At 41.2% G+C, this 24,140-nt stretch carries 27 protein-coding genes and 1 pseudogene; 13 read left to right on the forward strand and 15 right to left on the reverse strand.

All coding sequences use genetic code 11. The annotated features are described in order from the left end of the window. Positions 1-81 precede the first annotated feature (81 nt). The 4 genes from NQ550_RS14425 to NQ550_RS14440 all read right to left on the reverse strand — a co-directional run bounded on the left by NQ550_RS14425 (position 82) and on the right by NQ550_RS14440 (position 2,425). Complete coding sequence (locus NQ550_RS14425) at positions 82-1,515, reverse strand: GH25 family lysozyme (RefSeq protein ID WP_025577343.1); 1,434 nt, start codon at positions 1,513-1,515, stop codon at positions 82-84. A 44-nt stretch (positions 1,516-1,559) separates the two neighbouring features. After that, positions 1,560-1,853 carry a phage holin family protein gene (locus NQ550_RS14430; RefSeq protein WP_020994077.1) on the reverse strand — a complete coding sequence of 98 codons (294 nt, stop codon included), beginning with the start codon at positions 1,851-1,853 and terminating at the stop codon, positions 1,560-1,562. Between the two features lie 73 nt (positions 1,854-1,926). Then, positions 1,927-2,082 carry a hypothetical protein gene (locus tag NQ550_RS14435; RefSeq protein WP_020994078.1) on the reverse strand — a complete coding sequence of 52 codons (156 nt, stop codon included), beginning with the start codon at positions 2,080-2,082 and terminating at the stop codon, positions 1,927-1,929. A gap of 109 nt (positions 2,083-2,191) precedes the next feature. Beyond that, positions 2,192-2,425 carry a DUF739 family protein gene (locus NQ550_RS14440; RefSeq protein WP_022381008.1) on the reverse strand — a complete coding sequence of 78 codons (234 nt, stop codon included), beginning with the start codon at positions 2,423-2,425 and terminating at the stop codon, positions 2,192-2,194. Positions 2,426-2,585: 160 nt separating this feature from the next. Here NQ550_RS14440 and NQ550_RS14445 point away from each other — a divergent pair, with 160 nt between their 5' ends. From NQ550_RS14445 to NQ550_RS14490, 10 genes and pseudogenes are all read left to right on the forward strand, one after another. Next, positions 2,586-3,083, forward strand: coding sequence for a helix-turn-helix domain-containing protein (locus NQ550_RS14445; RefSeq protein ID WP_022381007.1), 498 nt, complete (start codon positions 2,586-2,588; stop codon positions 3,081-3,083). Position 3,084: 1 nt separating this feature from the next. After that, positions 3,085-3,405 carry a DUF4258 domain-containing protein gene (locus tag NQ550_RS14450; RefSeq protein WP_025577346.1) on the forward strand — a complete coding sequence of 107 codons (321 nt, stop codon included), beginning with the start codon at positions 3,085-3,087 and terminating at the stop codon, positions 3,403-3,405. After that, a complete protein-coding gene (locus NQ550_RS14455; RefSeq protein ID WP_008704146.1) occupies positions 3,405-3,632 on the forward strand; it encodes a type II toxin-antitoxin system MqsA family antitoxin in 228 nt (75 codons plus the stop codon). The genes NQ550_RS14450 and NQ550_RS14455 overlap by 1 nt, the downstream gene beginning before the upstream one ends. A gap of 41 nt (positions 3,633-3,673) precedes the next feature. Continuing rightward, complete coding sequence (locus NQ550_RS14460) at positions 3,674-4,141, forward strand: hypothetical protein (protein WP_008704147.1); 468 nt, start codon at positions 3,674-3,676, stop codon at positions 4,139-4,141. 138 nt (positions 4,142-4,279) lie between these two features. Beyond that, on the forward strand, positions 4,280-5,110 hold the full coding sequence (locus tag NQ550_RS14465) for a hypothetical protein (RefSeq protein ID WP_008704148.1): 831 nt from the start codon (positions 4,280-4,282) through the stop codon (positions 5,108-5,110). 429 nt (positions 5,111-5,539) lie between these two features. After that, a complete protein-coding gene (locus NQ550_RS14470; protein ID WP_025577348.1) occupies positions 5,540-6,082 on the forward strand; it encodes a Uma2 family endonuclease in 543 nt (180 codons plus the stop codon). Between the two features lie 170 nt (positions 6,083-6,252). Next, entirely contained in the window at positions 6,253-7,668 is a 1,416-nt protein-coding gene (locus NQ550_RS14475) for a recombinase family protein (protein ID WP_025577350.1), read from the forward strand. A gap of 65 nt (positions 7,669-7,733) precedes the next feature. Next, positions 7,734-8,276: pseudogene (locus NQ550_RS14480) on the forward strand (manganese catalase family protein); the annotation flags it as partial. A gap of 278 nt (positions 8,277-8,554) precedes the next feature. Continuing rightward, complete coding sequence (gene trkA, locus NQ550_RS14485) at positions 8,555-9,913, forward strand: Trk system potassium transporter TrkA (RefSeq protein ID WP_025577354.1); 1,359 nt, start codon at positions 8,555-8,557, stop codon at positions 9,911-9,913. Positions 9,914-9,925: 12 nt separating this feature from the next. Then, a complete protein-coding gene (locus tag NQ550_RS14490; RefSeq protein WP_025577356.1) occupies positions 9,926-11,365 on the forward strand; it encodes a TrkH family potassium uptake protein in 1,440 nt (479 codons plus the stop codon). A 174-nt stretch (positions 11,366-11,539) separates the two neighbouring features. Here the strand turns inward: NQ550_RS14490 and NQ550_RS14495 are convergent, their stop codons facing one another. The 3 genes from NQ550_RS14495 to NQ550_RS14505 form a co-directional block, all read right to left on the reverse strand. After that, positions 11,540-12,466, reverse strand: a complete 927-nt coding sequence (locus NQ550_RS14495) for a radical SAM protein (protein WP_025577357.1) — start codon at positions 12,464-12,466, stop codon at positions 11,540-11,542. 217 nt (positions 12,467-12,683) lie between these two features. Next, entirely contained in the window at positions 12,684-13,394 is a 711-nt protein-coding gene (gene sigE, locus NQ550_RS14500; RefSeq protein WP_020994083.1) for an RNA polymerase sporulation sigma factor SigE, read from the reverse strand. A gap of 17 nt (positions 13,395-13,411) precedes the next feature. Beyond that, a complete protein-coding gene (locus NQ550_RS14505) occupies positions 13,412-14,269 on the reverse strand; it encodes a sigma-E processing peptidase SpoIIGA (RefSeq protein ID WP_025577359.1) in 858 nt (285 codons plus the stop codon). 295 nt (positions 14,270-14,564) lie between these two features. Between NQ550_RS14505 and NQ550_RS14510 the strand changes: the two genes are divergently transcribed. Continuing rightward, positions 14,565-15,437 (forward strand): shikimate dehydrogenase, encoded by an 873-nt coding sequence (locus NQ550_RS14510; protein WP_025577361.1) that lies wholly within the window; start codon positions 14,565-14,567, stop codon positions 15,435-15,437. Positions 15,438-15,452: 15 nt separating this feature from the next. On the opposite strand, the gene NQ550_RS14515 is transcribed toward NQ550_RS14510, so the two are convergent. Together NQ550_RS14515 and NQ550_RS14520 are read right to left on the reverse strand one after the other, a co-directional pair. Beyond that, the gene (locus NQ550_RS14515) at positions 15,453-15,932 is read right to left on the reverse strand and encodes a YdcF family protein (RefSeq protein ID WP_025577363.1); all 480 of its coding nucleotides are present in this window, start codon (positions 15,930-15,932) and stop codon (positions 15,453-15,455) included. Further along, positions 15,925-16,440 (reverse strand): SEC-C metal-binding domain-containing protein, encoded by a 516-nt coding sequence (locus NQ550_RS14520; protein ID WP_020994084.1) that lies wholly within the window; start codon positions 16,438-16,440, stop codon positions 15,925-15,927. Before NQ550_RS14520 ends, NQ550_RS14515 begins: the two co-directional genes overlap by 8 nt. Positions 16,441-16,932: 492 nt before the next feature. Here NQ550_RS14520 and NQ550_RS22910 point away from each other — a divergent pair, with 492 nt between their 5' ends. Continuing rightward, complete coding sequence (locus NQ550_RS22910; RefSeq protein WP_416386856.1) at positions 16,933-17,250, forward strand: IS5 family transposase; 318 nt, start codon at positions 16,933-16,935, stop codon at positions 17,248-17,250. Between the two features lie 5 nt (positions 17,251-17,255). Further along, on the forward strand, positions 17,256-17,696 hold the full coding sequence (locus NQ550_RS22915) for an IS5 family transposase (protein WP_416386857.1): 441 nt from the start codon (positions 17,256-17,258) through the stop codon (positions 17,694-17,696). 79 nt (positions 17,697-17,775) lie between these two features. On the opposite strand, the gene NQ550_RS14530 is transcribed toward NQ550_RS22915, so the two are convergent. The 6 genes from NQ550_RS14530 to NQ550_RS14555 all read right to left on the reverse strand — a co-directional run bounded on the left by NQ550_RS14530 (position 17,776) and on the right by NQ550_RS14555 (position 24,119). Further along, the gene (locus NQ550_RS14530; RefSeq protein WP_029677064.1) at positions 17,776-18,603 is read right to left on the reverse strand and encodes an HAD family hydrolase; all 828 of its coding nucleotides are present in this window, start codon (positions 18,601-18,603) and stop codon (positions 17,776-17,778) included. Between the two features lie 93 nt (positions 18,604-18,696). Beyond that, entirely contained in the window at positions 18,697-19,977 is a 1,281-nt protein-coding gene (locus NQ550_RS14535) for an adenylosuccinate synthase (RefSeq protein WP_022380910.1), read from the reverse strand. Positions 19,978-20,121: 144 nt separating this feature from the next. Beyond that, complete coding sequence (gene purB, locus NQ550_RS14540) at positions 20,122-21,555, reverse strand: adenylosuccinate lyase (RefSeq protein WP_020994086.1); 1,434 nt, start codon at positions 21,553-21,555, stop codon at positions 20,122-20,124. A gap of 128 nt (positions 21,556-21,683) precedes the next feature. Beyond that, positions 21,684-22,370 carry an amino acid ABC transporter ATP-binding protein gene (locus NQ550_RS14545; RefSeq protein ID WP_008704195.1) on the reverse strand — a complete coding sequence of 229 codons (687 nt, stop codon included), beginning with the start codon at positions 22,368-22,370 and terminating at the stop codon, positions 21,684-21,686. A 66-nt stretch (positions 22,371-22,436) separates the two neighbouring features. Continuing rightward, positions 22,437-23,087, reverse strand: a complete 651-nt coding sequence (locus NQ550_RS14550) for an amino acid ABC transporter permease (protein WP_259837820.1) — start codon at positions 23,085-23,087, stop codon at positions 22,437-22,439. Between the two features lie 135 nt (positions 23,088-23,222). Then, on the reverse strand, positions 23,223-24,119 hold the full coding sequence (locus tag NQ550_RS14555) for an amino acid ABC transporter substrate-binding protein (RefSeq protein WP_022380908.1): 897 nt from the start codon (positions 24,117-24,119) through the stop codon (positions 23,223-23,225). Positions 24,120-24,140 lie beyond the last annotated feature (21 nt).

The raw sequence follows: 24,140 nt of genomic DNA on the forward strand, positions 1-24,140 counted from the left end.
TAAGAAGCAATGAAGCTGATACAATATCTTATGGGTAAGGGTACTCATTGTACCCATACTCTTTTTTTATTTATATTTACTTTAAATCGCAATTAAATCTTTCCAAGTAGCAGATCCGCAAATACCATCCACTTCCAGAACTTCTTTTCTGGATTCCTGATAAGCTTTCAGAGCGTAAATCGTGTTTGCATCTGCTGTCCATGTAAGTTTCAGGGCTTTGCCGTTTTTGCCTTTAAAGCCTCTGGCTCTTAATATTTCCTGTAAGAGAAGCACAGATGTATTTTTGTCTCCTGCTTTTACTGTCTCTGGGTTAAACATGTAGCTGCCTCCTTCTGGGTTTGTTGTCTTGTCTGTTTCATCTTTATCTGCAGATAAAACAATTGAATAGTCCGGTGTACAGAATTTTGTCCCCGGAAGATTACTGTTGTAATAACTCTTCTGGCAGACCCCGCCACCATTTGCCACGATACCGGATGCTCCGGAAGTATTTCCCTCAATCGTCCAGAACCTGTCTCCGGTTACTTTTGTTACAAAGCCGGTGTGGGTAAAGGTACCTCCGTATTTAAAGATAACAATATCTCCAACTTTTGGATTGGCATTTTTTACAAATAAGACGCCTAAGGTTGGGCAGTATACATACGGCCAGTGTTTTAAGAGTTTCTTTGCATTATCCAGACCAAAAGCTTTCATGAAACACCAGGAGATAAACGCTGCGCACCAGGGCTGCCCCTGATAGGATGGTTTTATATCTCTCCAATATTTTGTATAGTTTGCTGATCCGGCATTTCCAGTCTTGCTGTCAAGCTTACTGTTATTTTTCTTTTCCAGGTACCCGATCTCTTCTTCTGCAATTCCCAGAACTACGTTGATAGCTTCACTCTTTGTCATGACTGTGTTTTCCTTTTTTATATCTTTTGCTTCGTTATAATCTTTGTAAAATATATTTCTATCTACAGTTCCGCTGATGCCAGGTATCTTTGCTTTACTGGAATACTGCCAGCCCACACCAAAGTCCGGCCGGAGTCGTTCCTGTAAAGTACCGTTATCTGATGCCGGATAACGTGCAATCCAGAAATCGTATTTTTTCAGATGGCTACAAATTACATTCAGGTACCAATCCACATTGCAATAAATACCAAATTTATATCCCGCTGCCGTGATAATCTTTTCGAATGCTTCTGCCAATTTATGGATCTGTTCAGCTCCAAGGCTTCTCTGATTATTCCATTCCAGATCCAGCCAGACCGGATACTGCAGTTTTCGCCCGTTCAGAACTTCCACGACCTTCTTGGCTTCGCTCTGTATCTCTGCAACTGTCATAGCATAGGAATACTTATATGCCCCAACCGGGATATTGTATTTCCGGCATTCAGAGAAGTTCTGCTCAAAGTAGCTATCTATCACGTTTCCCGCTTCTGTAATCCGCAGGATTGCGAACCCCATGCCGTAATCAGCAACTGTTTTCCAGTCAATTTTCCCTTGCCAGGCAGATACATCAATTCCTCTTATTTCCATGTCCGTCTCCTTTCATAGAGCGAAAAGGGATGGTTTCTCATCCCTTATTCGTCTTTATTTGCCTGTTTTACAATCTGGTTCACGTATGTAGAAAGACCGGCAATCAGTATTCCCTGTGTAATCGCTGTAAAAATTGCCATTGCAATATCCTGTCCGGTACCGCAGGTGCAGGTGGCAAACACATAGATCGCGCAGATTGCAATGCTGATTCCGCCAAGGATAAGCGGGATGTACTTATCCTTTACTGCCTGTGCCTGTTTGAGTGCCATTCCTACGAAATATAAGGCAATAGCTACTACGATGAGTTCTGGTTTTACATAATTTGTGATCTGTTCCATAATCATTCTCCTTTTCTTTCCAGGTCTTCTATTCTATGATTCGCAACCTTAATCTGTTCCTCCTTTCTCCGCCTTAACCGGCGGCTTTTCTTTCGTAATTCATATTCAGAAGAATTATATCCTGTCTCTGGATGAGCAGGCATTTGATTTCTTCTTCTGACATATCACTGGCTTTATGCTGAATTCCATTAATACGGATATTTCTTGTTACCAGTTTTAATTCTGACATCTTCCTCACCTCTTCTTTATGGTATGGGAAATGATATGTATGAGTTACTGTTTATACAAATTTAAGCAGTTTGTCGAACGACTTTCGTTGACTCTCCTCTCATATGCTCTTATCCTGTAAGTACAGAGTAGTGACCTACCCGAGTACATACGATCGGAATGTCCTCAATAGTAAATTTCAACAACTGTATTGCTTTACAAATATCTATCTGCTTCCATGAACACATTCCATTCATCTTTAGTGACAATATGCGCTCCGACCATCCCATTGCACTTGCGAAGTTCGACTGAGTGTTAAAAATCTCCACAATTCTTCCTCGTAGCTTGTTATAATCGAATGCCAACTTGATACCTCCTTTCCGGTTCAAGCTTTTGAATTATCTGTGTAATATCACGTCGTCCATTTTCTGTCAACATAAAATTCAATTTTTTTAACTTCCAGGTTTTTATTATTGAACTTTTGCATAATATGTGTTATATTTCAATTACGAAAAGGAGAACATTATGAAGAAAGAAAACACTGCAATTCGTTTAAAAACAATAATGAATATGCGCGGACTTCGGCAGGTTGATATTCTTAATCTGACTGTTCCATATTGTCAAAAGTATAGTGTAAAAATGAATAAGTCAGATATAAGTCAATACTGTTCTGGAAAAACAGAGCCTAACCAAGAAAAGCTTTTTATTCTAGGAAATGCATTGAACGTAAGTGAAGCATGGCTTATGGGTTTTGACGTTCCTATGGAAAGAACTCCCTATAAAGCAGAATCTGTTCAGAACTCTTCCGTCTCTGCTCAGTGCAAGGAAATCATAGAAATCTGCAATCAGTTGTCTCCTCATAACCAGAGAAAGGTTCTCGCCTACTCTAAGAACCTTCTCTCCGCCCAGCAGATGGAAGAAGATCTTCTTGCAGCTCATGCCCGGACGGATGTTGAGCAAACACCCGAAGGTGTTCAGCATGATTTGGATATTATGAATGATGATTCAAAATGGGAGGAATGATATGGCATTAGATATATTGGAATTGCGTAAACTATGTATACCTAAAAACATTCGTATTACACTCCACGCAGCTAAAAGGCTGGAACAGCGTAGGATATTCTTAAAAGATGTAATAGCCTGTATTATGAATGGAGAAATCATCGAACAATATCCAGATGATTATCCTTACCCCAGTTGTTTAATTCTGGGGATAAGCATCGAAGATAAATATCTTCATGTAGTCATCGGAAATCACGAATCGGATTTGTTCCTTATAACAGCTTATTTCCCCAGTTTTGATAAATGGGAATCTGATTTCAAAACCAGAAAGGAGAATGCATAATGACTTGTTTTTACTGCAAAGGTAATATTGAATCTTCTACAACAACTTACATGACTGATTATCAGGGATGCTATATCATTATCAAGAATGTTCCTTGTGAAAAGTGTTCTCAATGTGGGGAAGAATACTTAAATGGTGAAACACTTGAACGAATTGAAGAAATTATTCAAAAAGTTAAAGGTATGCTGACTGAAATTGCAGTTGTTGACTACAAGCAAACAGCTTAGAGAGAACCGTTTTATTTTAATCGCTAAAGGGGTGATCCCAATTGAATTACGAACAATTACTGACTGCTGCCGATCAAGAAGGGTTACTTGTTAAAGAACAACCTCTTACTGAACATGATGGCCTGATCCGCGGCAGTCACATAGCAATCCGAAAGGATATAGAAACACAAGCAGAAAAATCCTGTGTGCTTGCCGAAGAAATCGGGCATTATCGCACCAGCTCCGGAAACATTTTAGACCAGAATAAGGTAGAAAGCCGAAAGCAGGAATATCGAGCTCGGCTTTATGGGTATAATCTAAAGATTGGACTTACCGGTCTGATCAGCGCTTATGAAGCAGGATGTGGGAATCTTTATGAGATGGCTGAATATCTGAACGCTACGGAAGAATATTTAAAAGAGGCTATACAGTGTTATCATTCTAAATACGGTGTATACGCTGTTGTTGATAATTATGTTATTTATTTTGAACCATTTGCGGTGATACATATGATTTCATCAGCAGATTAAAGAACGGAGCTGTTATTACCAGATTCGCTATTGGAAGAATATAGAGATTTTACTATTGAACAGATGTCTAGAATGACTGGATATCACCAAAAGCTCATAGAACTGCGAATGAGTTCTTGAATACAGGAGGTTTTTCACATGAAAAAGACATTATTAAAATATTTTACAGTTGCCCTAATTACAATCAGCACCATATCTATGCCGCTAACTGTTAAAGCAGCTCAAAAAAGTAACATTTCCATTCGGCCAAATGTAGCATACTCTAAATATGACATCACCGGTGATGGCAAAGCTGATAAAATTCGAATAAATTTCAAGTCGGAATCTTATCTGAACATTGAGGTGAATGGCAAAAAAAGTTTTAGTTTAAACGCCCAAAACATATATCTTGTAAATGCAGATCTTTATACTCTCAATGGAAATAAACATTTTTTGAAGCTAAAATGCCAAGACATTGATAATGATCACATTGATTACGACAAATTATTGACTTATAAATCTGGAAAACTTGTATCTGCTGTCAATTTAATGTCGCATCGTAAAGGTGCTTTCAATGCTCGCCATAATAGTTTTACTCAAAAAGTTGGTGCAAATTACATTCAAATCCGTATGCAGTCAATGCCAGGAGGAGTCGGTTCTATTCAATATACCATAACTTATAAACTTTCCGGAAGCTCTCTGAAGCTTTCCAAAACTACATATCCTGTCACTTATTCCAAATCATACAATCCCCTTCTTGGTGGACAAAATATGTGGAAATGTGCAAAATCATTGAATATAAAGAACGCCCCTAACGGAAATATTATCTATACAACAGATGCTTACGAAGTATGTACTGTAAATAAAATTAAATATTCTGGCGGCAGTGCCTATATATATATCCGGGCTGAGGATGCTGATATTTCTGGATGGGTAAGATGCCCTAATTCCTATACAAGCAGATTTTTTGAAGAATCCCTGTTTATTTAATTATCATTGCATTCAATAATGTCTTCAAAAAGTGCCCTTACTGGTAACAGCAACCAAACATTCTCGTTTGAACAGATGCCTCGAATGACGGGGAATCACCAGAAATTGATTGAATTGAGAATATCTAATAATTCAGATTTAGATCCGAATTATTTAATATTCTTTCACCTTATAAAGACATACATTTCAATGGTCAAAGCATATTTGATGTTTTGGGTTTTCCAAACGATTTGCTTGAACGTTTAAATCAGCTAATCACACAAAAATTCATATAAAAACCGCCCCTGCTAGTAACAGGGACGGATCAAGAATCTCCGAAGAGATCCAGTACTTTAGCAAAGATATTGTATCATCTTCGGAGCAGTTACACAAGTCGAACATTTGTATATATGTGATCACATCAATGGATTAACGAAAGGAGTTTTCATTATGCCATTACCCAAAGAACGGATTTATACAATAGATGACATCTACGCTCTTCCTGATGGCGAACGTGCAGAGCTGATTGATGGACAGATCTATATGATGGCACCACCTAATACCAGGCATCAGGTAATCGTCGGTGAACTGTATGCTACTATCCGCAATTACATTAAAAGTAAAAGCGGATCCTGTAAACCATATGTCTCTCCATTTGCAGTGTTCCTGAATGAAGATAACAAGAACTATGTCGAACCAGACTTAACAGTTGTCTGCTCACCGGACAAAGTAGATGAAAAAGGTTGTCATGGTGCACCTGACTGGGTAATTGAGGTTGTTTCTCCTGCTACCCAGAGTAAAGATTACGGAATAAAATTATTTAAATATCGGATGGCCGGAGTCAGAGAATATTGGATTATAAACCCCCTGAAAGGTATCGTAAATGTCTACGATTTTGAAAATGAATCGGGTACCGGATTGTATTCTTTCGACGATGAAATTCCAGTATGTATATATCCCGATTTATCAATTGCGATCTCTGAATTATTATAATAAAAACCGCCCCCGCTGGTAACAGGGACGGCTCAAGAATCTCCGAAGAGATCCCTTTCTTTTGGCAAAGATATTGTATCATCTTCGGAGCAGTTACACAAGCCAAACGTTTGTGTGGCTGTTATTTTTATGCTTAAAATTACATATTTTATAAAACCGAGGTGATATTTATGAGCAGTAAAGTGGCATGTCTTTACATCCGCGTCTCGACAGAGGACCAAACAGAGTTATCTCCTGATGCGCAGAAACGTCTTTTGCTGGATTACGCTCAGAAGAATGACATGATTGTTTCCGGGGACTTTATCTTTACTGAGAGTGTTTCCGGCCGGCATGCGCAGAAGCGTCCGGAGTTTCAGAAGATGATTGCCCTGGCGAAGCAGCCATCTCATCCTATTGATGTAATCCTGGTATGGAAATTCAGTCGTTTCGCCCGTAACCAGGAAGAGTCTATCGTATACAAGAGTATGCTCAAGAAGGATAATGTAGACGTGATCAGTGTATCTGAACCATTGATCGAGGGACCTTTTGGCAGCCTGATCGAGCGCATCATCGAATGGATGGATGAATACTATTCCATTCGATTGTCGGGTGAGGTCTTGCGTGGCATGAAAGAAAAAGCCCTGCAAAAAGGCTATCAGACATCTCCCTGTCTTGGCTATACTGCAGTTGGACATGGAAAGCCTTATGTTATTAATGAGGCTGAATATGCCATTGTCTCTTATATTATGGACCTGTATGATAATCAGAACTTAGATGAGACAGCTATTGCCAGACGTTGCAATGATCTCGGGTACCGGACGAAACGTGGAAAACTCTTCGAGCGGCGTAGCGTTGACCGGATTCTTGGAAATCCCTTCTATTGCGGAACTGTTGTCTGGAACGGAGTGGAATTTGAAGGAAACCATGAGGTACGTCTTTCCAGAGAACGGTATGAAAAGCGTCAGAAGCTTATTACTTCCCGGAAACGTCCGGTCAAGGCGCGAAACGTATCTGCCTGCAAGCACTGGCTATCTGGTCTTTTAAAGTGTTCTGTCTGTGGAGCTACACTTTCTTACACTGGCAATAATAAGTGTCCTTATTTCCAGTGCTGGAAATATGCAAAAGGATTTCATAAGACTTCCGTAGCCTTATCTGTCAAAAAGGCCGAAGATGCTGTGATAACTTATTTTGAGCAGATCTTAGATGGAGCAGAATTTACATATGTGTGTAAAAAGAAAAAGACTGATCATTCACTACAGATTGATCAGTTGCAAAGAGAGATCAGTAAGCTCGCCATGAGAGAAGGCAGAATCAAAGAGGCTTATGAGGCAGGCGTAGATACTCTGGAAGAATATAAGAATAATAAGGATCGTCTGGTATCAGATCGGTTAGAATTGACTGCTGCCCTTTCACAGTTATTGCAGGAAGAGCAGGCAGAGCAGCCTGACACAGAAAAAATTCTGAAAGAGATCCGTTCTGTTGCGGATGTCCTGAAGAATCCAGACGTAGGTTATGAAGAAAAAGGAAATCTGATCAGAAGCGTTGTGGAACAGATCATATATGATAAGGAATCCGGAAAAATGTCTTTTGACATCATTATTTCCTGAATTGAAAATCCCGCAAACCCGCATAAACACTGGGTTTTCGGGGCTATTATAGGGTACTGCACTCCGGTGGCCCGGATGGTGAAATCAGCGCTTCTCTGCGTTATCTTTCCCAGCGTTTTACCATGCCGAACCGGACGACTTCTGCTTTGCTCAATGATATAGGAACAGAAGAACTCAGTCATCTGGAAATGGTATCCACTATTGTACATCAGCTTACCCGGGACCTTTCCATGGAGGAAATTGAGAAATCCGGATTTGGACCGTATTATATCGATCACACAGTGGGAGTCTGGCCACAGGCAGCAGGTGGCATACCATTTAATGCATGTGAATTTCAGAGTAAAGGTGATCCGATCACTGATCTGTTCGAGGATCTTGCTGCAGAGCAGAAAGCCCGTTCTACTTATGACAATATTCTCAGAGTAGTCCGAAATATACCTGAGATTGCGGATCCTATCAAATTCCTGCGTGCCAGAGAAGTTGTTCATTTCCAGAGATTTGGGGAAGCTCTTCAGTCCATTCAGGAAGAACTTGATGCCAAAAATTTCTATGCTTTTACCCCGGGATTTGATAATCCCTGCACTGCATCATGCAACAGCAATAAATAACGTACGCAGCCAAAACCTGCGACATACTGCGCGAATTTATGCGATTAGCATCGCGAAGCGTGTTACTGAGAACGGAATGAACAGTAATACGCTCCATCTTAAAAATCACAGAAATTTCATATTTGCTTTACAAATATATCTGGTGGTGCTATAGTATTCTTAGCTTAATAGCCACAAAAGTAATTGCCAAAAATATTGAGCAATTACAAACAAAAATATGATATAAAAGGGGCTGTCTCACATAGATATTATGTGACAGCCCCCTTATTGGAGGAATTATGCAGATAATTATTGTTGGGTGCGGTAAAGTTGGACGTACCCTGGCAGAACAGCTTCAGGAAGAAGAATCCGACATTACTCTTATAGACGTTTCTTCTAATGTGATCACTTCCCTTCAGGATGACATTGATGCCATGGGTATCGTGGGAAACGGTGCAAGTATCAACACGCTGGTGGAAGCAGGTATTGAGAATGCAGATATCCTGATTGCCGTAACCGGCTCTGATGAAATGAATCTCCTCTGCTGCCTGATCGCACAGAAAACCGGCCATTGCCAGACGATTGCCCGTGTCCGCAATCCTATCTATGCCAAAGAGATCAGCTTCATCAAGAAGCGTCTGGGTGTTACTATGATCATTAACCCGGAGCTTGCAGCTGCACAGGAAATTTCCCGTCTCTTACGCTTTCCTTCAGCTATCAAGATCGATACTTTCGCACGTGGTCGTGTGGAAATGCTGAAATTCAAAGTGCTTCCTGAATTTAATCTGGATGGCATGACAATCTCACGCATTACGGAAGCCCTGAAATGCGACGTCTTGTTCTGCGCAGTAGAAAGCCGGGATCATGTATCTATTCCCGGCGGTAATCAGGTGATCCACGACGGAGATATGGTTTCCATTCTTGCTTCCCCGGTGAATGCAGCAGCCTTTTTCAAAAAGATCGGCCTGAAAACCAATCAGGTAAAAAACGCCATTATTGTCGGCGGAGGAACCATTTCCTATTACCTTACAAAAGCCCTGCTTGATATGAACATCTCCGTTAAGATCATCGAACAGAATGAGTCCCGCTGTGAAACCTTAAGTGATCTGCTTCCGGAGGCAACTATCATTAACGGAGACGGAACTAACCGTTCTCTCCTTATGGAAGAGGGACTCTCACGCACAGAGGCTTTTGTATCACTCACAAACATGGATGAGGAAAATGTTTTCCTTTCACTCTTTGCCAAAACAGTTTCCAATGCCAAACTGGTTGCCAAGGTAAACCGCCTTGCCTTTGATGATGTCATTGATAACCTTGACATCGGAAGCGTCATTTATCCGAAATATATCACAGCCGACTATATCCTGCAGTATGTACGTGCCATGCAGAACAGCATCGGCAGCAATATTGAAACCCTTTATCATATCCTGGATAATCAGGCAGAAGCTCTGGAATTTGCCATCCGCGAAAATTCACCGGTAACAGGCATTCCATTATCTGAACTGAACCTGAAGAAAAACCTTCTTGTAGGTTACCTGAACCGAAATGGTCAGGTCAGGATTCCCAGAGGCCAGGATACCATTCAGGTCGGAGATACCGTTATCATAGTAACTTCTCAGAAGGGCCTTCGCGATATCACAGATATTCTGGAAAAATAAAGGAGCCAAATCATGAACTATTCCATTATTATCTATATCATCGGAATGATTCTGAAAATTGAAGCTGTATTTATGGCTCTGCCCGCAATTACGGCACTCATCTATCAGGAAACTTCCGGTGTAGCTTTTCTGATCACGATTGCTTTATGCCTGGTCATCGGGCTTCCTCTCACCAGGAAAAAGCCGACAAGAAAGGCTTTCTACACAAAAGAAGGTTTCGTGACTGTAGCATTAAGCTGGATCGTTCTGAGTATCATAGGAGCAATCCCCTTTGTGATCAGCCGAAGCATTCCAAATCCTGTAGATGCATTATTTGAAACAGTTTCGGGTTTTACTACAACAGGAGCCAGTATTCTCAGCGATGTGGAGGCACTTCCTCATTGTATGCTGATGTGGAGAAGCTTCACGCACTGGATCGGCGGAATGGGTGTTCTGGTTTTCATCCTCTCCCTTCTTCCACTTACCGGCGGTTATCATATGAATCTTATGAAAGCGGAGAGTCCCGGACCATCTGTAAGCAAGCTTGCGCCAAAAGTACAGTCAACTGCCAAAATTCTGTATTCTATTTATTTCGTAATGACAGTGATCCAGATCCTGCTTCTTCTGGTCGGTGGTATGCCGCTGTTTGACTCCATATGTACAGCTTTCGGTACTGCAGGTACCGGAGGATTTGGTATTAAAAATGACAGCATGGCCAGTTACAGTACATATCTGCAGGTAGTCATTACTGTATTTATGATTTTATTTGGCGTTAACTTTAATGCTTACTTTTTCATTATCACAAAAAAATTTGCTCAGGCTTTTAAAATGGAAGAAGTGCGGTATTATTTCGGAATCATCGGTATTGCAATTCTTATCATCACCTGCAATATTTACCATATTTTCGGAAGTGCAGCCAAAGCTTTTCAGCAGGCAGCTTTCCAGGTTGGTTCCATTATCACAACAACCGGATATGCAACAACAGATTTTAATACCTGGCCGGAAATTTCGCGGACAATCCTGGTACTGCTGATGTTTATCGGTGCATGTGCCGGAAGTACAGGCGGCGGCATTAAAGTATCCAGGATCCTGATTCTCTGCAAAACAGTCCGCAAGGAGCTTCATATTTTTCTGCATCCAAATGCGGTAAAGAAAATAAAAATGGACGGCAAAGCCATCCCACATGAAGTTGTTCGTTCCACAAATATTTTCTTCATTGTATATATGCTGATTTTTGCATCCTCCATATTCCTGATTGCCTTTGACGATTTCAATCTGATCACGAATTTTACGGCGGTTGCGGCAACCTTTAATAATATCGGACCTGGTCTGGAACTGGTAGGACCTACCGGAAACTTCGGCATGTTCTCCTGGTTTTCAAAGCTTATCCTTACTTTTGATATGCTGGCAGGACGTCTTGAGATTTTCCCGTTACTGATATTGTTTGTAAGGGATACATGGAAGAAATTCTAAAAATATTTTGGTGAAACAAATTTTATTTTTTTACACCGTATTCATATTTTATTCATATTTATTGGATATAATGAATTTTAGAAAGATGATGAATCTTTCTTATAAATATTTTTCTTTTTCATACGCGCCGGTACGAAAGTACCGGCCTCCTTCCATTTATGGGAGTTTTTTATTTTACGGCATTTTTCTCACACCTTCATAATCAAACGCAGGAATAAAACTCTCTCTGGCAGTTTCACCATCTTGAAAAAATCCATTTTCAATCCCAAGCTCAAATGCATAGTCCAGAACTTTTTCATATTCTCTTCTGGTTACACAACGATTCAGTTCTGTATATTCTTTCTGCTCAAAAACCGGCGTATACTGATTCATGATACTGATATAAATCTGCTTTCCAAAAGTCTTATGTAAAAGTTTCAGAACCTTCTTTGAATTTCTTGTATGCCCCGGCAATATAAGATGTCTCACAATAGTCCCACGTTTCATATATCCCTCTGCATCAAACTGTGGCATTCCTGTCTGGCGTACCATCTCATTAACTGCTTCCATAGCCCTTTCAGGATAATCATTCGCATGTGAAAATTTCACCGCCAATTCGCTCTCCGCATATTTGTAATCCGGAAGATAAATGTCCACATATCCGTCCAGAAGTTTCAATGTCTCTGTGTTCTCATATCCACCACAGTTATAAACAACCGGAATATTAAGCCCATGCTTCTTTGCACAGTCCAAAGCTACGATGATCTGTGGAATATAATGTGTTCCGGTTACCAGATTGATATTTGCAGCATCCTTTTCCTGCAGTTCCAGGAATATTTCTGCCAGTCTTTCCTCAGTGATCTCAAGGCCACTGTCACCAATGGCAATTTCCCGGTTCTGGCAGAAACAGCATCTCAGATTGCATCCTGTAAAAAAGACTGCCCCAGAACCTCTGGTTCCCGAAATACATGGTTCTTCCCACATATGCAAAGCTGCCCTTGCAATCTTAACCTTCTGATTCATTCCACAGTATCCGGTTTTTCCGGCTGTTCTGTCTACATGGCAATTTCTCGGACATAAACTGCAATCTGCCAGTATGCAGCTTTCTGTATCCTGCCTCAGAGTTTTATCTTTGTTTTTTTCTGTCTGTATTTTATTTAGCTTCACTTTTCTCTTCTGTCCTTTTTTCTTTCCCCGACTTGATATCTGTGAATCGCCCACTGCAAAACAGTTCCCACAGTTTGCTTATATTATAACCGTTCAGTGCTTTCACAGTTACAGTCGGATTGCTGAATAGTTACTATCCTTTATATCATTATACTACATTCCCCAATTACGTCTATTCATATTTCACAATTTCCTTTTTCAATCTCTTCATGATCCTTTTTTCCAACCTGGAAATATATGATTGAGAAATTCCCAGAAGGTCTGCAACCTCTTTCTGTGTTTTCTCTGCAGCATTCTCCTTTCCCAGACCAAATCTAAGGCGGATGATCGTCTGCTCACGCGGTGAAAGCTTTCTAATTGCCTTTGACAGCAACGAAATCTCCACTTCATCTTCCAGACGTCTTGAAATCACATCCTCATCAGTTCCCAGAATATCAGAAAGCAGGAGTTCATTTCCATCCCAGTCTACGTTCAGCGGTTCGTCTATGGACACTTCCATCTTTGTCTTACTGTTGCGGCGAAGATACATCAGGATCTCATTCTCTATACATCTGGATGCATAAGTGGCAAGCTTGATGTTTTTTACAGGATTAAAGGTATTGATTGCCTTGATCAGCCCAATCGTTCCGATTGAGATCAGATCCTCCACCCCGACTCCTGTGTTATCAAACTTCTTTGCAATATACACCACAAGCCTTAAATTATGTTCGATCAGAACAGACTTCGCTTCTTCTTCCTGCCCTGTTCCAAGCTTCTGCAGTATAAACGCCTCACGCTTCGGCTCCAGCGGTGCCGGCAGCACATCATTTCCACCAATATAAAAAACTTCTCCTGAACGGTTCATCACCATTCTTGACACTACCTGTAATGGATAACAGCTCATAGTCACAACCCCTCCCGTTAAAGTAATCTGGAATTCAAAAGTACCTCGTATTCCTTACCAAAAGCGGATGTTTCAAATGAAAATGCAAATACCGGATTGTCTATGCAGACAACCTCTGCGGGAGTCTGAATGCAGAGTCTCTCAAAAGTAACAGCCAGCATCATTCCCTGTTCTTTTCCTATACTGTGAAAAAAGGTAAAATGTGGATGAAGCCCAGCAGTTCCCGGTTTCCCAGACTCCCCGGGATTTTCTTTCAGGTGTTTTAAACAGCTTACGGTTTCTTCTGAACATATTTCAGATAAAACTTTTTCTGTCCCTACAGATACAGGTTTTCCGTTTACAGAATCCATAAGCAGATTTCCGGAATCATAAAATCCATGAAAAGGATATCCACATCCTTTATAGTATATGGTTATCGGATAGATATTCTTTGTCCGTATTCTCAGGGAATCCATCAGATATGACAACGCTGTAATGCCGGACCACGTTGCTGCTGCAAGGATCAGAAACATTTTGACTGTCAACTTATCACTGACAATCACTTCCCAGAACCCTCCACACAGAAATGCGGCAAAATACAGTGTAAGTATTGCTTTAAGCAGCAGACTTCCCCTTTTCAGATTACATCCGATCACAAGCATTCCTGCAGCACAGCCACCATGCAGCAGGACAAGTGCCGGAAGAAAAATCCCAGACTCCAGAAAAGATCGCAGATAAATGATCCAGCAGGAAAACACCGCACCTGCAGCAGCTCCCAGAAGAGCTCTTTTTCTGCTTCTTCCACATCGGAATAATATTCCTGTAAATCTGATCAATATGTAATCTATCAGGAGATTTGTGAAAAAAACTACATCTATGTATATTTCGTAATGCATTTCCTTCCCTCCGTCTGATACTGCCTCTGACTTCTCCTTCACTTCGGTAAGTGAGATTCATTATACGTGATAAAGTATGCGGATTTTGTCAAAACGGAGGAATTATGTCTTATTATTTGTCGCACTAAATCGACAGTTTTTATCATATAAACCAAAATGAACATGTATTGACATATAATTGAAGTTAGAATAAAATGATAGATAATTTCTATGTTTTAGAAGGGCATCTTCTATACTGTCACAATTCAGACAGTATTTTATGTCTCTGCTACAAAACAGACTGGAGGATTTTAACATGAATAATATTACCGGACACACAGGTCTTACCGCGCTTTTAGGAAGCCCGGTGGCACACAGCATTTCCCCTTTGATGCATAATGAATCATTTCGCCTTCTCGGGCTTGACTATGTATATTTATGTTTTGATGTAAATGAAGAAACTCTTCCTGCAGCAGTTGCAGGATTAAAGACTTGCGGCATTCGCGGTTTCAACCTTACCATGCCGAATAAGAATAAAATTGTAGAATTATTGGATGAGCTTTCCCCTGAAGCCCAACTGATCGGTGCTGTCAATACTGTACTGAACGATAACGGAAAGTTAATCGGATACAATACAGACGGGTACGGTTTTATGCAATCTGTACGTGATGCGGGACATGATATTACCGGTAAAAATATAACTGTCATGGGAGTAGGAGGAGCTTCGATGGCCATCTGTGCACAGTCTGCCCTGGACGGTGCGGCTTCCGTACATATTTTTGCCCGCCGCACCAGCAGATACTGGAATCGCACACAGAAATTCGCTGAGAATCTCTCTGCTAAAACAGGCTGTCAGGTCTGCCTCTTCGACAATGATGATCATACTGCATTGCGAGATTCCATTGCACAGAGTTATCTGCTGATCAATGCAACCTCTGTAGGCATGGTTCCGGATATCGACGATACCATCATCAAAGATACATCTCTGTTCCATCCTGAGCTTGTAGTGGCAGATGTTGTCTATGAGCCACAGGAAACCCGACTGCTCAGAGAGGCCAAAGCAGCCGGATGCCAGACCTTTAATGGCATGTATATGCTTCTTCATCAGGGGGCTAAAGCTTTCCAGATCTGGACCGGACAGGAAATGCCGGTTTCTGTTATTAAGGAAAAATATTTCTCTGTCAAATAGTGATTCGCATAACAGTCACATATTTCCCATCAGCTTATCTTTGATGATTGCCAGGATTTCTCTTGGAATATATATCAGAAGTCTCCATGAACGGTATCTGGAAGGAATGGGATAAATTTCTCTGCATCCACATTTCTTTCCTATGGCCGTTCCCCGGAAAACATGAAAATTATTGGTGACAATGCCAACCGAATGATTCAGTCCGATCATTCCCAGACTGAACTTCAGATTCTCTGTTGTGCTGGTAGATTTCTCTTCCAGGATCAGTCGTTCTCTGTCAATTCCATGTTCCACAAGATAATTGCACATTGCCTGAGCTTCTGTGATAGATTCTCCGTCCCCTTTTCCTCCGGACAGAACAGCCTTAGTCTCAGGATTCTCTTCCATATACTGTAAAGCCCTTCTGGTACGTTCCAGAAGGGCTTTTGTAAGCCGGGTACCTTCTACATGGGCACCAAGCACGATAATATATTCCAGATTTGGATGCTTACGCATTCTTACCGCAGCAATATTTATATTTCTTGCCGCTTCCGCAAGGACAAGGATCATTACGTCCGATTTTCTTTGCTTTGACAACTGTTCCTGATTTCTTCTGCTCAAGATAAAGTTCTTTTCTCTTCTCCGGTGTAAAGATCGCATCCCACTGTGGCAGTTCATACAGCCAGTCAGCTCTTGCATCTACCATGTTCTTATAAAGAAGTTCTTTATCAAAGCACAGAGAAACCTTTGTGTTCTCATCCATTGTCTCAATCGGGTTCGGAATCTTCAGACTGTCATTGATTCCATCAAGAAAACCAACCATTGTCAGAACTTCCTGTCCGTATTTCTCAGCCAGTTCCTTAACTGTACCGGTTACTACCTCATCCGGGTTGCTAAGAAGCTGCTCATAAATTCCTTTTTCAATATTAAAATAATTTGCCCAAAATCTCTGAAGTTTATTACGGTCTGCCTGCTGGTCATAGGCGATGGCACGCCACTGCTCTAAGATTGTTTTATCGCTCATTTCCTTTAATCCTCTTTTCCAATATTTCATAGGTATTATGCCTGTGCGGAAACATATGGAAAATATTCCTTCCACAAGCTTTATTATTATATCATCTTTCAGTTAAAAATACAAATGATATTCTTTGTATTTTTAGTGAATTTTAAGTTACTGTTCACACACCACTATCCCGCGAGGTGTTTTGGCATGAATATGCCAAAATCCCGAGACATACAAGCCAAAATTCCATTGCCGCAGGCAATCTAGTACATCGTTTTCGAAATAACTATACCACTCACTTGTCTGCAAATCCGATTGCACAGGTCTAAAAGCCTCAGCGTAGCCCGCTACGCCTGCGTTTTTATACCAGCACACTCGAATCCGCATCCTACGCGATTGGTATAGTTATTTACGAAACGCTGTACTAGAGCGTGTCTGAAAAATAAAAATTGCACAAAACGCATGTTTTATTTCCCTTTTTCATGATAAAATAAAGAAAAAGGGGTGTTCACTATGTTGAGACGATATGAGTTGACTGATGAAGAATGGCTTCGCATTGAACCTTTATTACCTCCTGAAAATACTGGAAAACAAGGACGTCCAAGGAAAGACAATCGTATCATTATGAATGGAATTGTATGGCTTGCACGTAGTGGGGCACCTTGGCGCGATCTTCCTGAACGTTATGGTTCATGGAAAACTGTCTATAGCCGATTCCGAAAATGGATCGATGATGGTATCCTTGATAATATTTTCCGTATTTTAAGTCTTGAAGCAGAATTGGAAGAATTATCCATTGATGCTTCTATTATCCAGGCGCACCAAAGATAGTGCCGGTGCAAAAAAGGGGGCCTTCAAATGAAATCGGGCATAGTCGTGGAGGAGCAAACACCAAAATCCATGCGGTAGTAGATGCCTATGGATATCCAGTTTATTTAATGATCAGTGAGGGACAGCGTAATGATATCAATTATGCAATCCCTTTGCTCGATCAAATTGAAATAAACGGAAGCAATGTGTTAGCTGACCGAGGATATGACAGTAATAAATTGCTTGATTATGTGTACGCACGCGGTGGAGAGCCAACCATTCCATCCCGAAAGGGAGCTAAATTTGAACGTCATTGTGATTGGTGGTTATACAAAGAACGCCATTTAGTAGAAAAGTATTTTCTGAAATTAAAAGCATTCCGACGAATCGCTACACGTTATGACAAATTAGCTGCAACCTACTTGGGATTTATTTGTATCGCCTCAATATTAATTTGGTTAAAATAAACAATTTAAAATGTTTTTCAGACACGCTCTAGAATGAATTTTGGCTATGTTACTGAGAGCGGAGTGAACAGTAACAATTTTAATTGACGCCCAGTTTCTCCAGTTCTGCTGCCGCCTGTTTAAAAGATTTAAACTGAATTGCATGGATTCCCTGTTTTCTGGCTGCCTCACAGTTCTCCGCTCTGTCATCCAGAAATACGGATTTCTCCGGGTCAAGATGGTAGCGTCCGAGCAGGGTTTTGTAAATTTCCGGTTCCGGTTTGATCTGCTTCACCTGACAGGAGAACACTGCTCCGTCTACATATTTAAGAAACGTAAGTTTATCCTCCGTTCTCTCCAGTGTGTCAGTTGCATAATTGGAAAGAATATAAACATGATATCCTTTATCTTTCAGATATCTCACCCAGGTTTCCGCATAATCTGTTTTCTCAATTGTCTCGTCAGAACGGCGCATTACCTCCCGGATATCCTTTTCGTACTCCGGTGCAGCTTTTACCATCTGATCTACATAATATTGCTCAGTCTCGCTGCTTCTGTCTCTCTCATTCCAGGTATTGCTCTGAAATACCACTTCCGCAATTTTATCACGCTCTTCCTTCGGAAAACCAAAACTGTCCAGATAGGTCTCCCAGTCATATTTTACAAGAACCTGTCCAACGTCAAAAATAATATTCTCCATATCCGAATCCACCACCTTTTTATTCCTGTTCAGTAATTTATAAACCATCCATATTGCATAAGCCATGATGGGAACCATGATCGCCACTGCAAGCGAGGCTTTAAAATAGGCCTGCGAATCTTCTCCATTCCCGAATGCAAAAATCATCGGCATACAACATGCAAGAAGCAGGATTATGATTGCGATCCATGCCCCGATTTTCTTTATCTTATTATTATCTTTTTTCATAAGCCTCCAGTTATATAAAAGACACGCCGGAGAAATTCTCCGGCGTATAGTCTTATTTACCGTCTGCCGATCAGACAGGTAAATTTATCCTTATTATTTATTTCTGTAGATGATATCGTCACGTCCCGGGCCATTGGAGATCATAGTAATCGGGAATCCGATATGTTTCTCAACGAACTCAACATACTTTCTGCAGTTCTCCGGCAGATCTTCATATTTTTTGATTCCGCGGATGTCGCATTTCCATCCCGGCAGAGTCTCCAGAACCGGTTTTGCTTTCTCAAGCAGTGTAGTTGTCGGAAATTCTGTTGTTACTTTTCCATCAATCTCATATCCTGTGCAGACCGGAATTTCATCCAGATATCCAAGAACATCAAGAACTGTGAAAGCAACATCTGTAGCTCCCTGAAGACGGCATCCGTATTTGGAAGCAACACAGTCAAACCATCCCATACGTCTTGGACGGCCTGTAGTAGCACCAAATTCACCGCCGTCACCGCCACGTCTTCTCAGTTCATCTGCTTCATCGCCAAAGATTTCAGAAACAAATGCACCTGCTCCTACTGCACTGGAGTATGCCTTGCATACAGTAACAATCTGTTTGATCTCATATGGTGGAAGACCTGCTCCTACTGCACCATATCCTGCCAGGGTAGAGGAAGATGTAACCATCGGATAAATTCCATGATCCGGGTCTTTCAGAGAACCAAGCTGTCCCTCAAGAAGAACTTCTTTACCTTCTTTTAATGCGTTCCACAGATACAGGGATACGTCACATACATATGGTTCAACCATTTTCTTATATTCCATAAGTTCAGCAAATAATTCATCCACATTAAGAAGCGGTTTGTGATATAAATGTTCAAGAAGAACATTCTTTGTCGCACATACACTTGCAAGTTTTTCTTTCAGATGTTCTTCATCAAAAAGTTCACTTACCTGGAAACCAATCTTTGCATATTTGTCTGAGTAGAACGGAGCAATACCTGACTTGGTAGATCCGAAAGATTTGCCGCCCAGACGTTCTTCCTCATACTGGTCAAAAAGAATATGGTATGGCATAACCATCTGTGCTCTCTCGGAGATAAGGATCTTCGGAGCCGGAACACCTCTGCTTACCACTTCATTGTACTCTTTGAAAAATACCGGGATATTCAGTGCAACACCGTTGCCGATCACACTTGTAGTATGATCATAAAACACACCTGACGGCAGAGTATGAAGGGCAAATTTACCATAGTTATTTACGATTGTATGACCTGCATTTGCACCACCCTGAAATCTTACGATAATATCAGCCTTCTCAGCGAGCATATCGGTAATCTTACCTTTACCTTCATCTCCCCAGTTAGCTCCAACAACTGCTTTTACCATTATATAATTCCTCCTGTATTTACCGATTACTGTTTACCCGGCCTTGCAGAATGACCTGCCGGATATCATCAGGAAACAGCAACGCTTATTATCTTTATATCAGATTCTGTAATATTCCAAACCGTTATGTTAAGTATTTACTGATCAGACATTGATCTCAGCTTTCACTCCCAGAAGTTCCTTATGGGAATCGAGGATCGGCTGAACTACTGTATTTACAAATCTCTCTGTCTGCTCTTTGGCACGTCCGATATATTTCTTCGGATCCATGGATCTCTGCAGATCTTCCAGAGAAAGGTTGAATGCAGGATCTGCTGCGATCAGTTCCAGCAGATTATTATCTTTACCTTCTACCTTGACAGTCTTTCCGGCTTCCATGGAAAGCTCACGGATACGCTCATGAAGTTCCTGACGGTCACCGCCTGCTTTTACAGCATCCATCATGATATTCTCTGTAGCCATGAACGGAAGCTCTGCCATCATATGTTTCTCGATAACCTTCGGATAAACAACCAATCCATCTACAACATTAAGACAGAGGTCAAGGATTCCGTCAATAGCAAGGAAACCTTCCGGAATACTCAGACGCTTATTTGCAGAGTCATCCAGAGTTCTCTCAAACCACTGAGTTGCAGATGTGATCGCCGGGTTAAGGGCATCTACCATTACATATCTGGAAAGGGAAGCAATACGCTCACTTCTCATAGGATTTCTCTTATACGCCATTGCGGAGGAGCCGATCTGAGATTTCTCAAATGGTTCTTCTACTTCTTTCAGATGCTGAAGAAGGCGGATATCATTGGACATCTTGTGTGCACTTGCTGCAATTCCTGCAAGAATATTGGCAACACGTGTATCTACCTTACGGGAATAGGTCTGTCCGGATACCGGATAGCATTCCTTAAATCCCATCTTCTCTGCGATCATCGGATCAATCTTGTCGATAGTCTCCTGATCTCCGTCAAACAGTTCCAGAAAGCTTGCCTGTGTTCCGGTTGTACCTTTGGATCCCAGAAGCTTCATTGTTCCCAGAACATACTCCAGATCCTCCAGATCAAGCAGGAATTCCTGTGTCCAGAGTGTTGCACGCTTACCTACTGTAGTAGGCTGTGCAGGCTGAAAATGTGTAAATGCCAGAGTAGGCTGATCTTTATATTTATCTGCGAAAGCAGAAAGCTCGGCAATAACATTGACCAGTTTCTTCTTCACAAGCTTTAATGCTTCTGTCATTACAATAATGTCTGTATTATCACCTACATAACAGGAGGTTGCTCCCAGATGGATGATTCCTTTTGCTTTCGGGCACTGTACGCCATACGCATATACGTGAGACATAACATCATGACGCACCTGACGTTCACGTTCCTTTGCAACGTCATAATTGATATCCTCTGCATGTGCCTTCAGTTCATCAATCTGCTCCTGTGTAATGTTAAGGCCAAGCTCTTTCTCTGTCTCAGCAAGTGCGATCCAGAGTCTTCTCCATGTGCGGAATTTCATATCCGGGGAAAAAATATACTGCATTTCTTTGCTGGCATAACGTTCTGATAAAGGACTTACATATCTGTCTGTACTCATCTTCACTCTCCTGTTTTTTATAGGATATTATTTTTAATCCTTTTATTTCACTTCTGTACGTACGTTTTTCTCAACCACGTACGTTGAAATTATATAACATCATTCCTCTAAAAGCAACCACAAAAACCTTATCCCTGATGGAATTTACCAAGAAATTCTTTCATTCTCGCATGTTCTGATTCAAATACCTCTTTTGGACTCCCCTCAACTGCGATCAGTCCCTTATCCATAAAAATAATATGATCAGAGATATCTCTTGCAAATGTCATCTCATGAGTAACGATCACCATAGTGATGTGTTCTGCTGCCAGATCTTTGATTACCTTAAGAATTTCACTTGTAAGCTCCGGATCAAGGGCGGAAGTAGGCTCATCAAAAAACAGGATCTTCGGATTCATACATAATGCTCTGGCAATAGAGACACGCTGCTGTTGGCCGCCGGAAAGCTGAAACGGATATGCATTCTCTCTGTCTGCAAGTCCCATCTGCTTTAACAGAGTTCTTGCCTGTGCATAAACCTCTTCTTTCTTTCTCTTCTGCACTCTGATCGGAGCATCTGTGATATTTTTCAGTACGGAAAAATGGGGGAAAAGATTAAAGTTCTGAAATACCAGTCCCACATCCCCCTGCTTGATGATCTCACCGCTGTCCGGTGTCTCAAGACCGGTGGCACAGCGGAGAAGTGTGGATTTACCGGAACCGGAAGGTCCGATAATACTAAGAACCTCACCCTCCTCTACCTGAAGTGAAATGTCTTTTAATACTTCAAGGCTGCCGAAGCTCTTCTTTATGTTTTTCATTTCAAATAATACCATAGCAAATATTCCTCTTAAATTAAATGATGTCAGAGTCAAAAAATATTTTATAACCCCAGCCGCCTGTCAGCGATAATAATTCAGTTTTTTCTCAATCTTATCCATTACAATCGCAACAAGAAGATTGAACACAAAATAGAAAACAGCAGCGATCACAAAAGGCATCATAGTCGTCTGTGCACTTGCAATCTGTTTTGCAATTGTAAACATCTCCGAAACAGCAACAACAAATGCCAGTGACGTATCCTTTACCAGTGTGATAACCTCATTTGTCACAGATGGAAGGATTCTCTTGATCACCTGCGGCAGGATGATTCTGAAAAATGTCTGGGCTTTGCTGTATCCCAAGATCTTTGCAGCCTCATACTGTCCCGCTGAAATAGATTCGATTCCTCCTCTGTAAATCTCCGCAAAATATGCAGCATAGTTAATACTGAATGCAATAAACACAGCGATCAGGCTGTATCCCATGGAAATACGGATTCCAAAAATAAAGTATGGTCCGAAATACACAACCATCAATTGCAGCATTAACGGGGTTCCACGCATAACTGATATGTAGGCAGACACAATTCCACGTATCGCCGGATTCTTGGACATTCTGCCAAAGTAGATCAGAAGTCCCAGCGGAAGTGAAAAAAGTAATGTCACTACAAAAATCTCTACAGAAACTACCATACCACTGGCAAGCTGCTGCAGCATTACACTTAAAGACATAAGCTTTCCTCCTGAAAAATTTCTCCTGTACAGTAAGAAAAGAGGGTGCACAAAATGTACCCTCCATTCCTTTATAATGCGGACAGCCTGCACAGATCTGTCCTCTTGTATCATAACTGTTTTTGTTCCGGCTGACTATTCAGCATCTTTCGCTGTATCAGCTGTATCTTCTTTTGCTGTGTCTGCATCGGAAGCATCATCTTCTGCTGCATCATCTTTTTTATCATCAGATTTCTCATCATCTCCAATGCAGAGCATATCTGCTACTTCATACTTCTCAGCAAGTTTATCAACTTCACCTGCATCATAAAGTTTCAGAACTTCTTCCCATACAGTATCTTTCAGCTCATCGTTACCCTTCTTAAAGCCGATTCCATACTCTTCGCTCTGGATTGGCTCGTCAAGGATCACATATTTGCCTTCTTCTCTCTGGGAAAGCTGATATTTGGCAACACCGATATCTACTGCGATGGCATCTGCAGCGCCGGAATCCAGATTCATGAATGCTGTATTGTAATCAGGATTCTCTGTCAGTGATGCAAAGCTTGCTGTAAGATCCTTATTATCATCGCTGTTTAATGCATCCAGTGCTGCGGAAGCGGCCTGAACTACTACATTCTTGCCTGCCAGGTCATCCAACTTCTCAATCCCTGAATCGGCTGCAACAACCATCACCTGCTCATTGTTCAGATATGGATCTGACCATGTATAGTCATCCTCACGTCCGTTAATGGTAAATCCGTTCCAGATACAGTCAATAGAACCGGAATTCAGTTCCATATCCTTGGAATCCCAGTTGATCGGTTTCTTTACAAGTTCCCATCCGAGATTGTCGCATACTTCCTGTGCAAGGTCAAGGTCAAACCCAACATACTCTCCATTATCGTCTTTATATCCGAAAGGAGGATACTGTGCATCAAATCCTACAGTTAATGTCTTACTGTCAGCATCTGCATATACAGAAACAACACCCGTCATCATAGAAGCTGCCATAACTCCTGCCATGAGTACTGCTAAAGATCTCTTTTTCATGATAAATATCTCCTCTTTATC

Origin of the sequence: Blautia wexlerae DSM 19850 (genome assembly GCF_025148125.1) — a bacterium.
GTDB classification, from domain to species: domain Bacteria; phylum Bacillota; class Clostridia; order Lachnospirales; family Lachnospiraceae; genus Blautia_A; species Blautia_A wexlerae.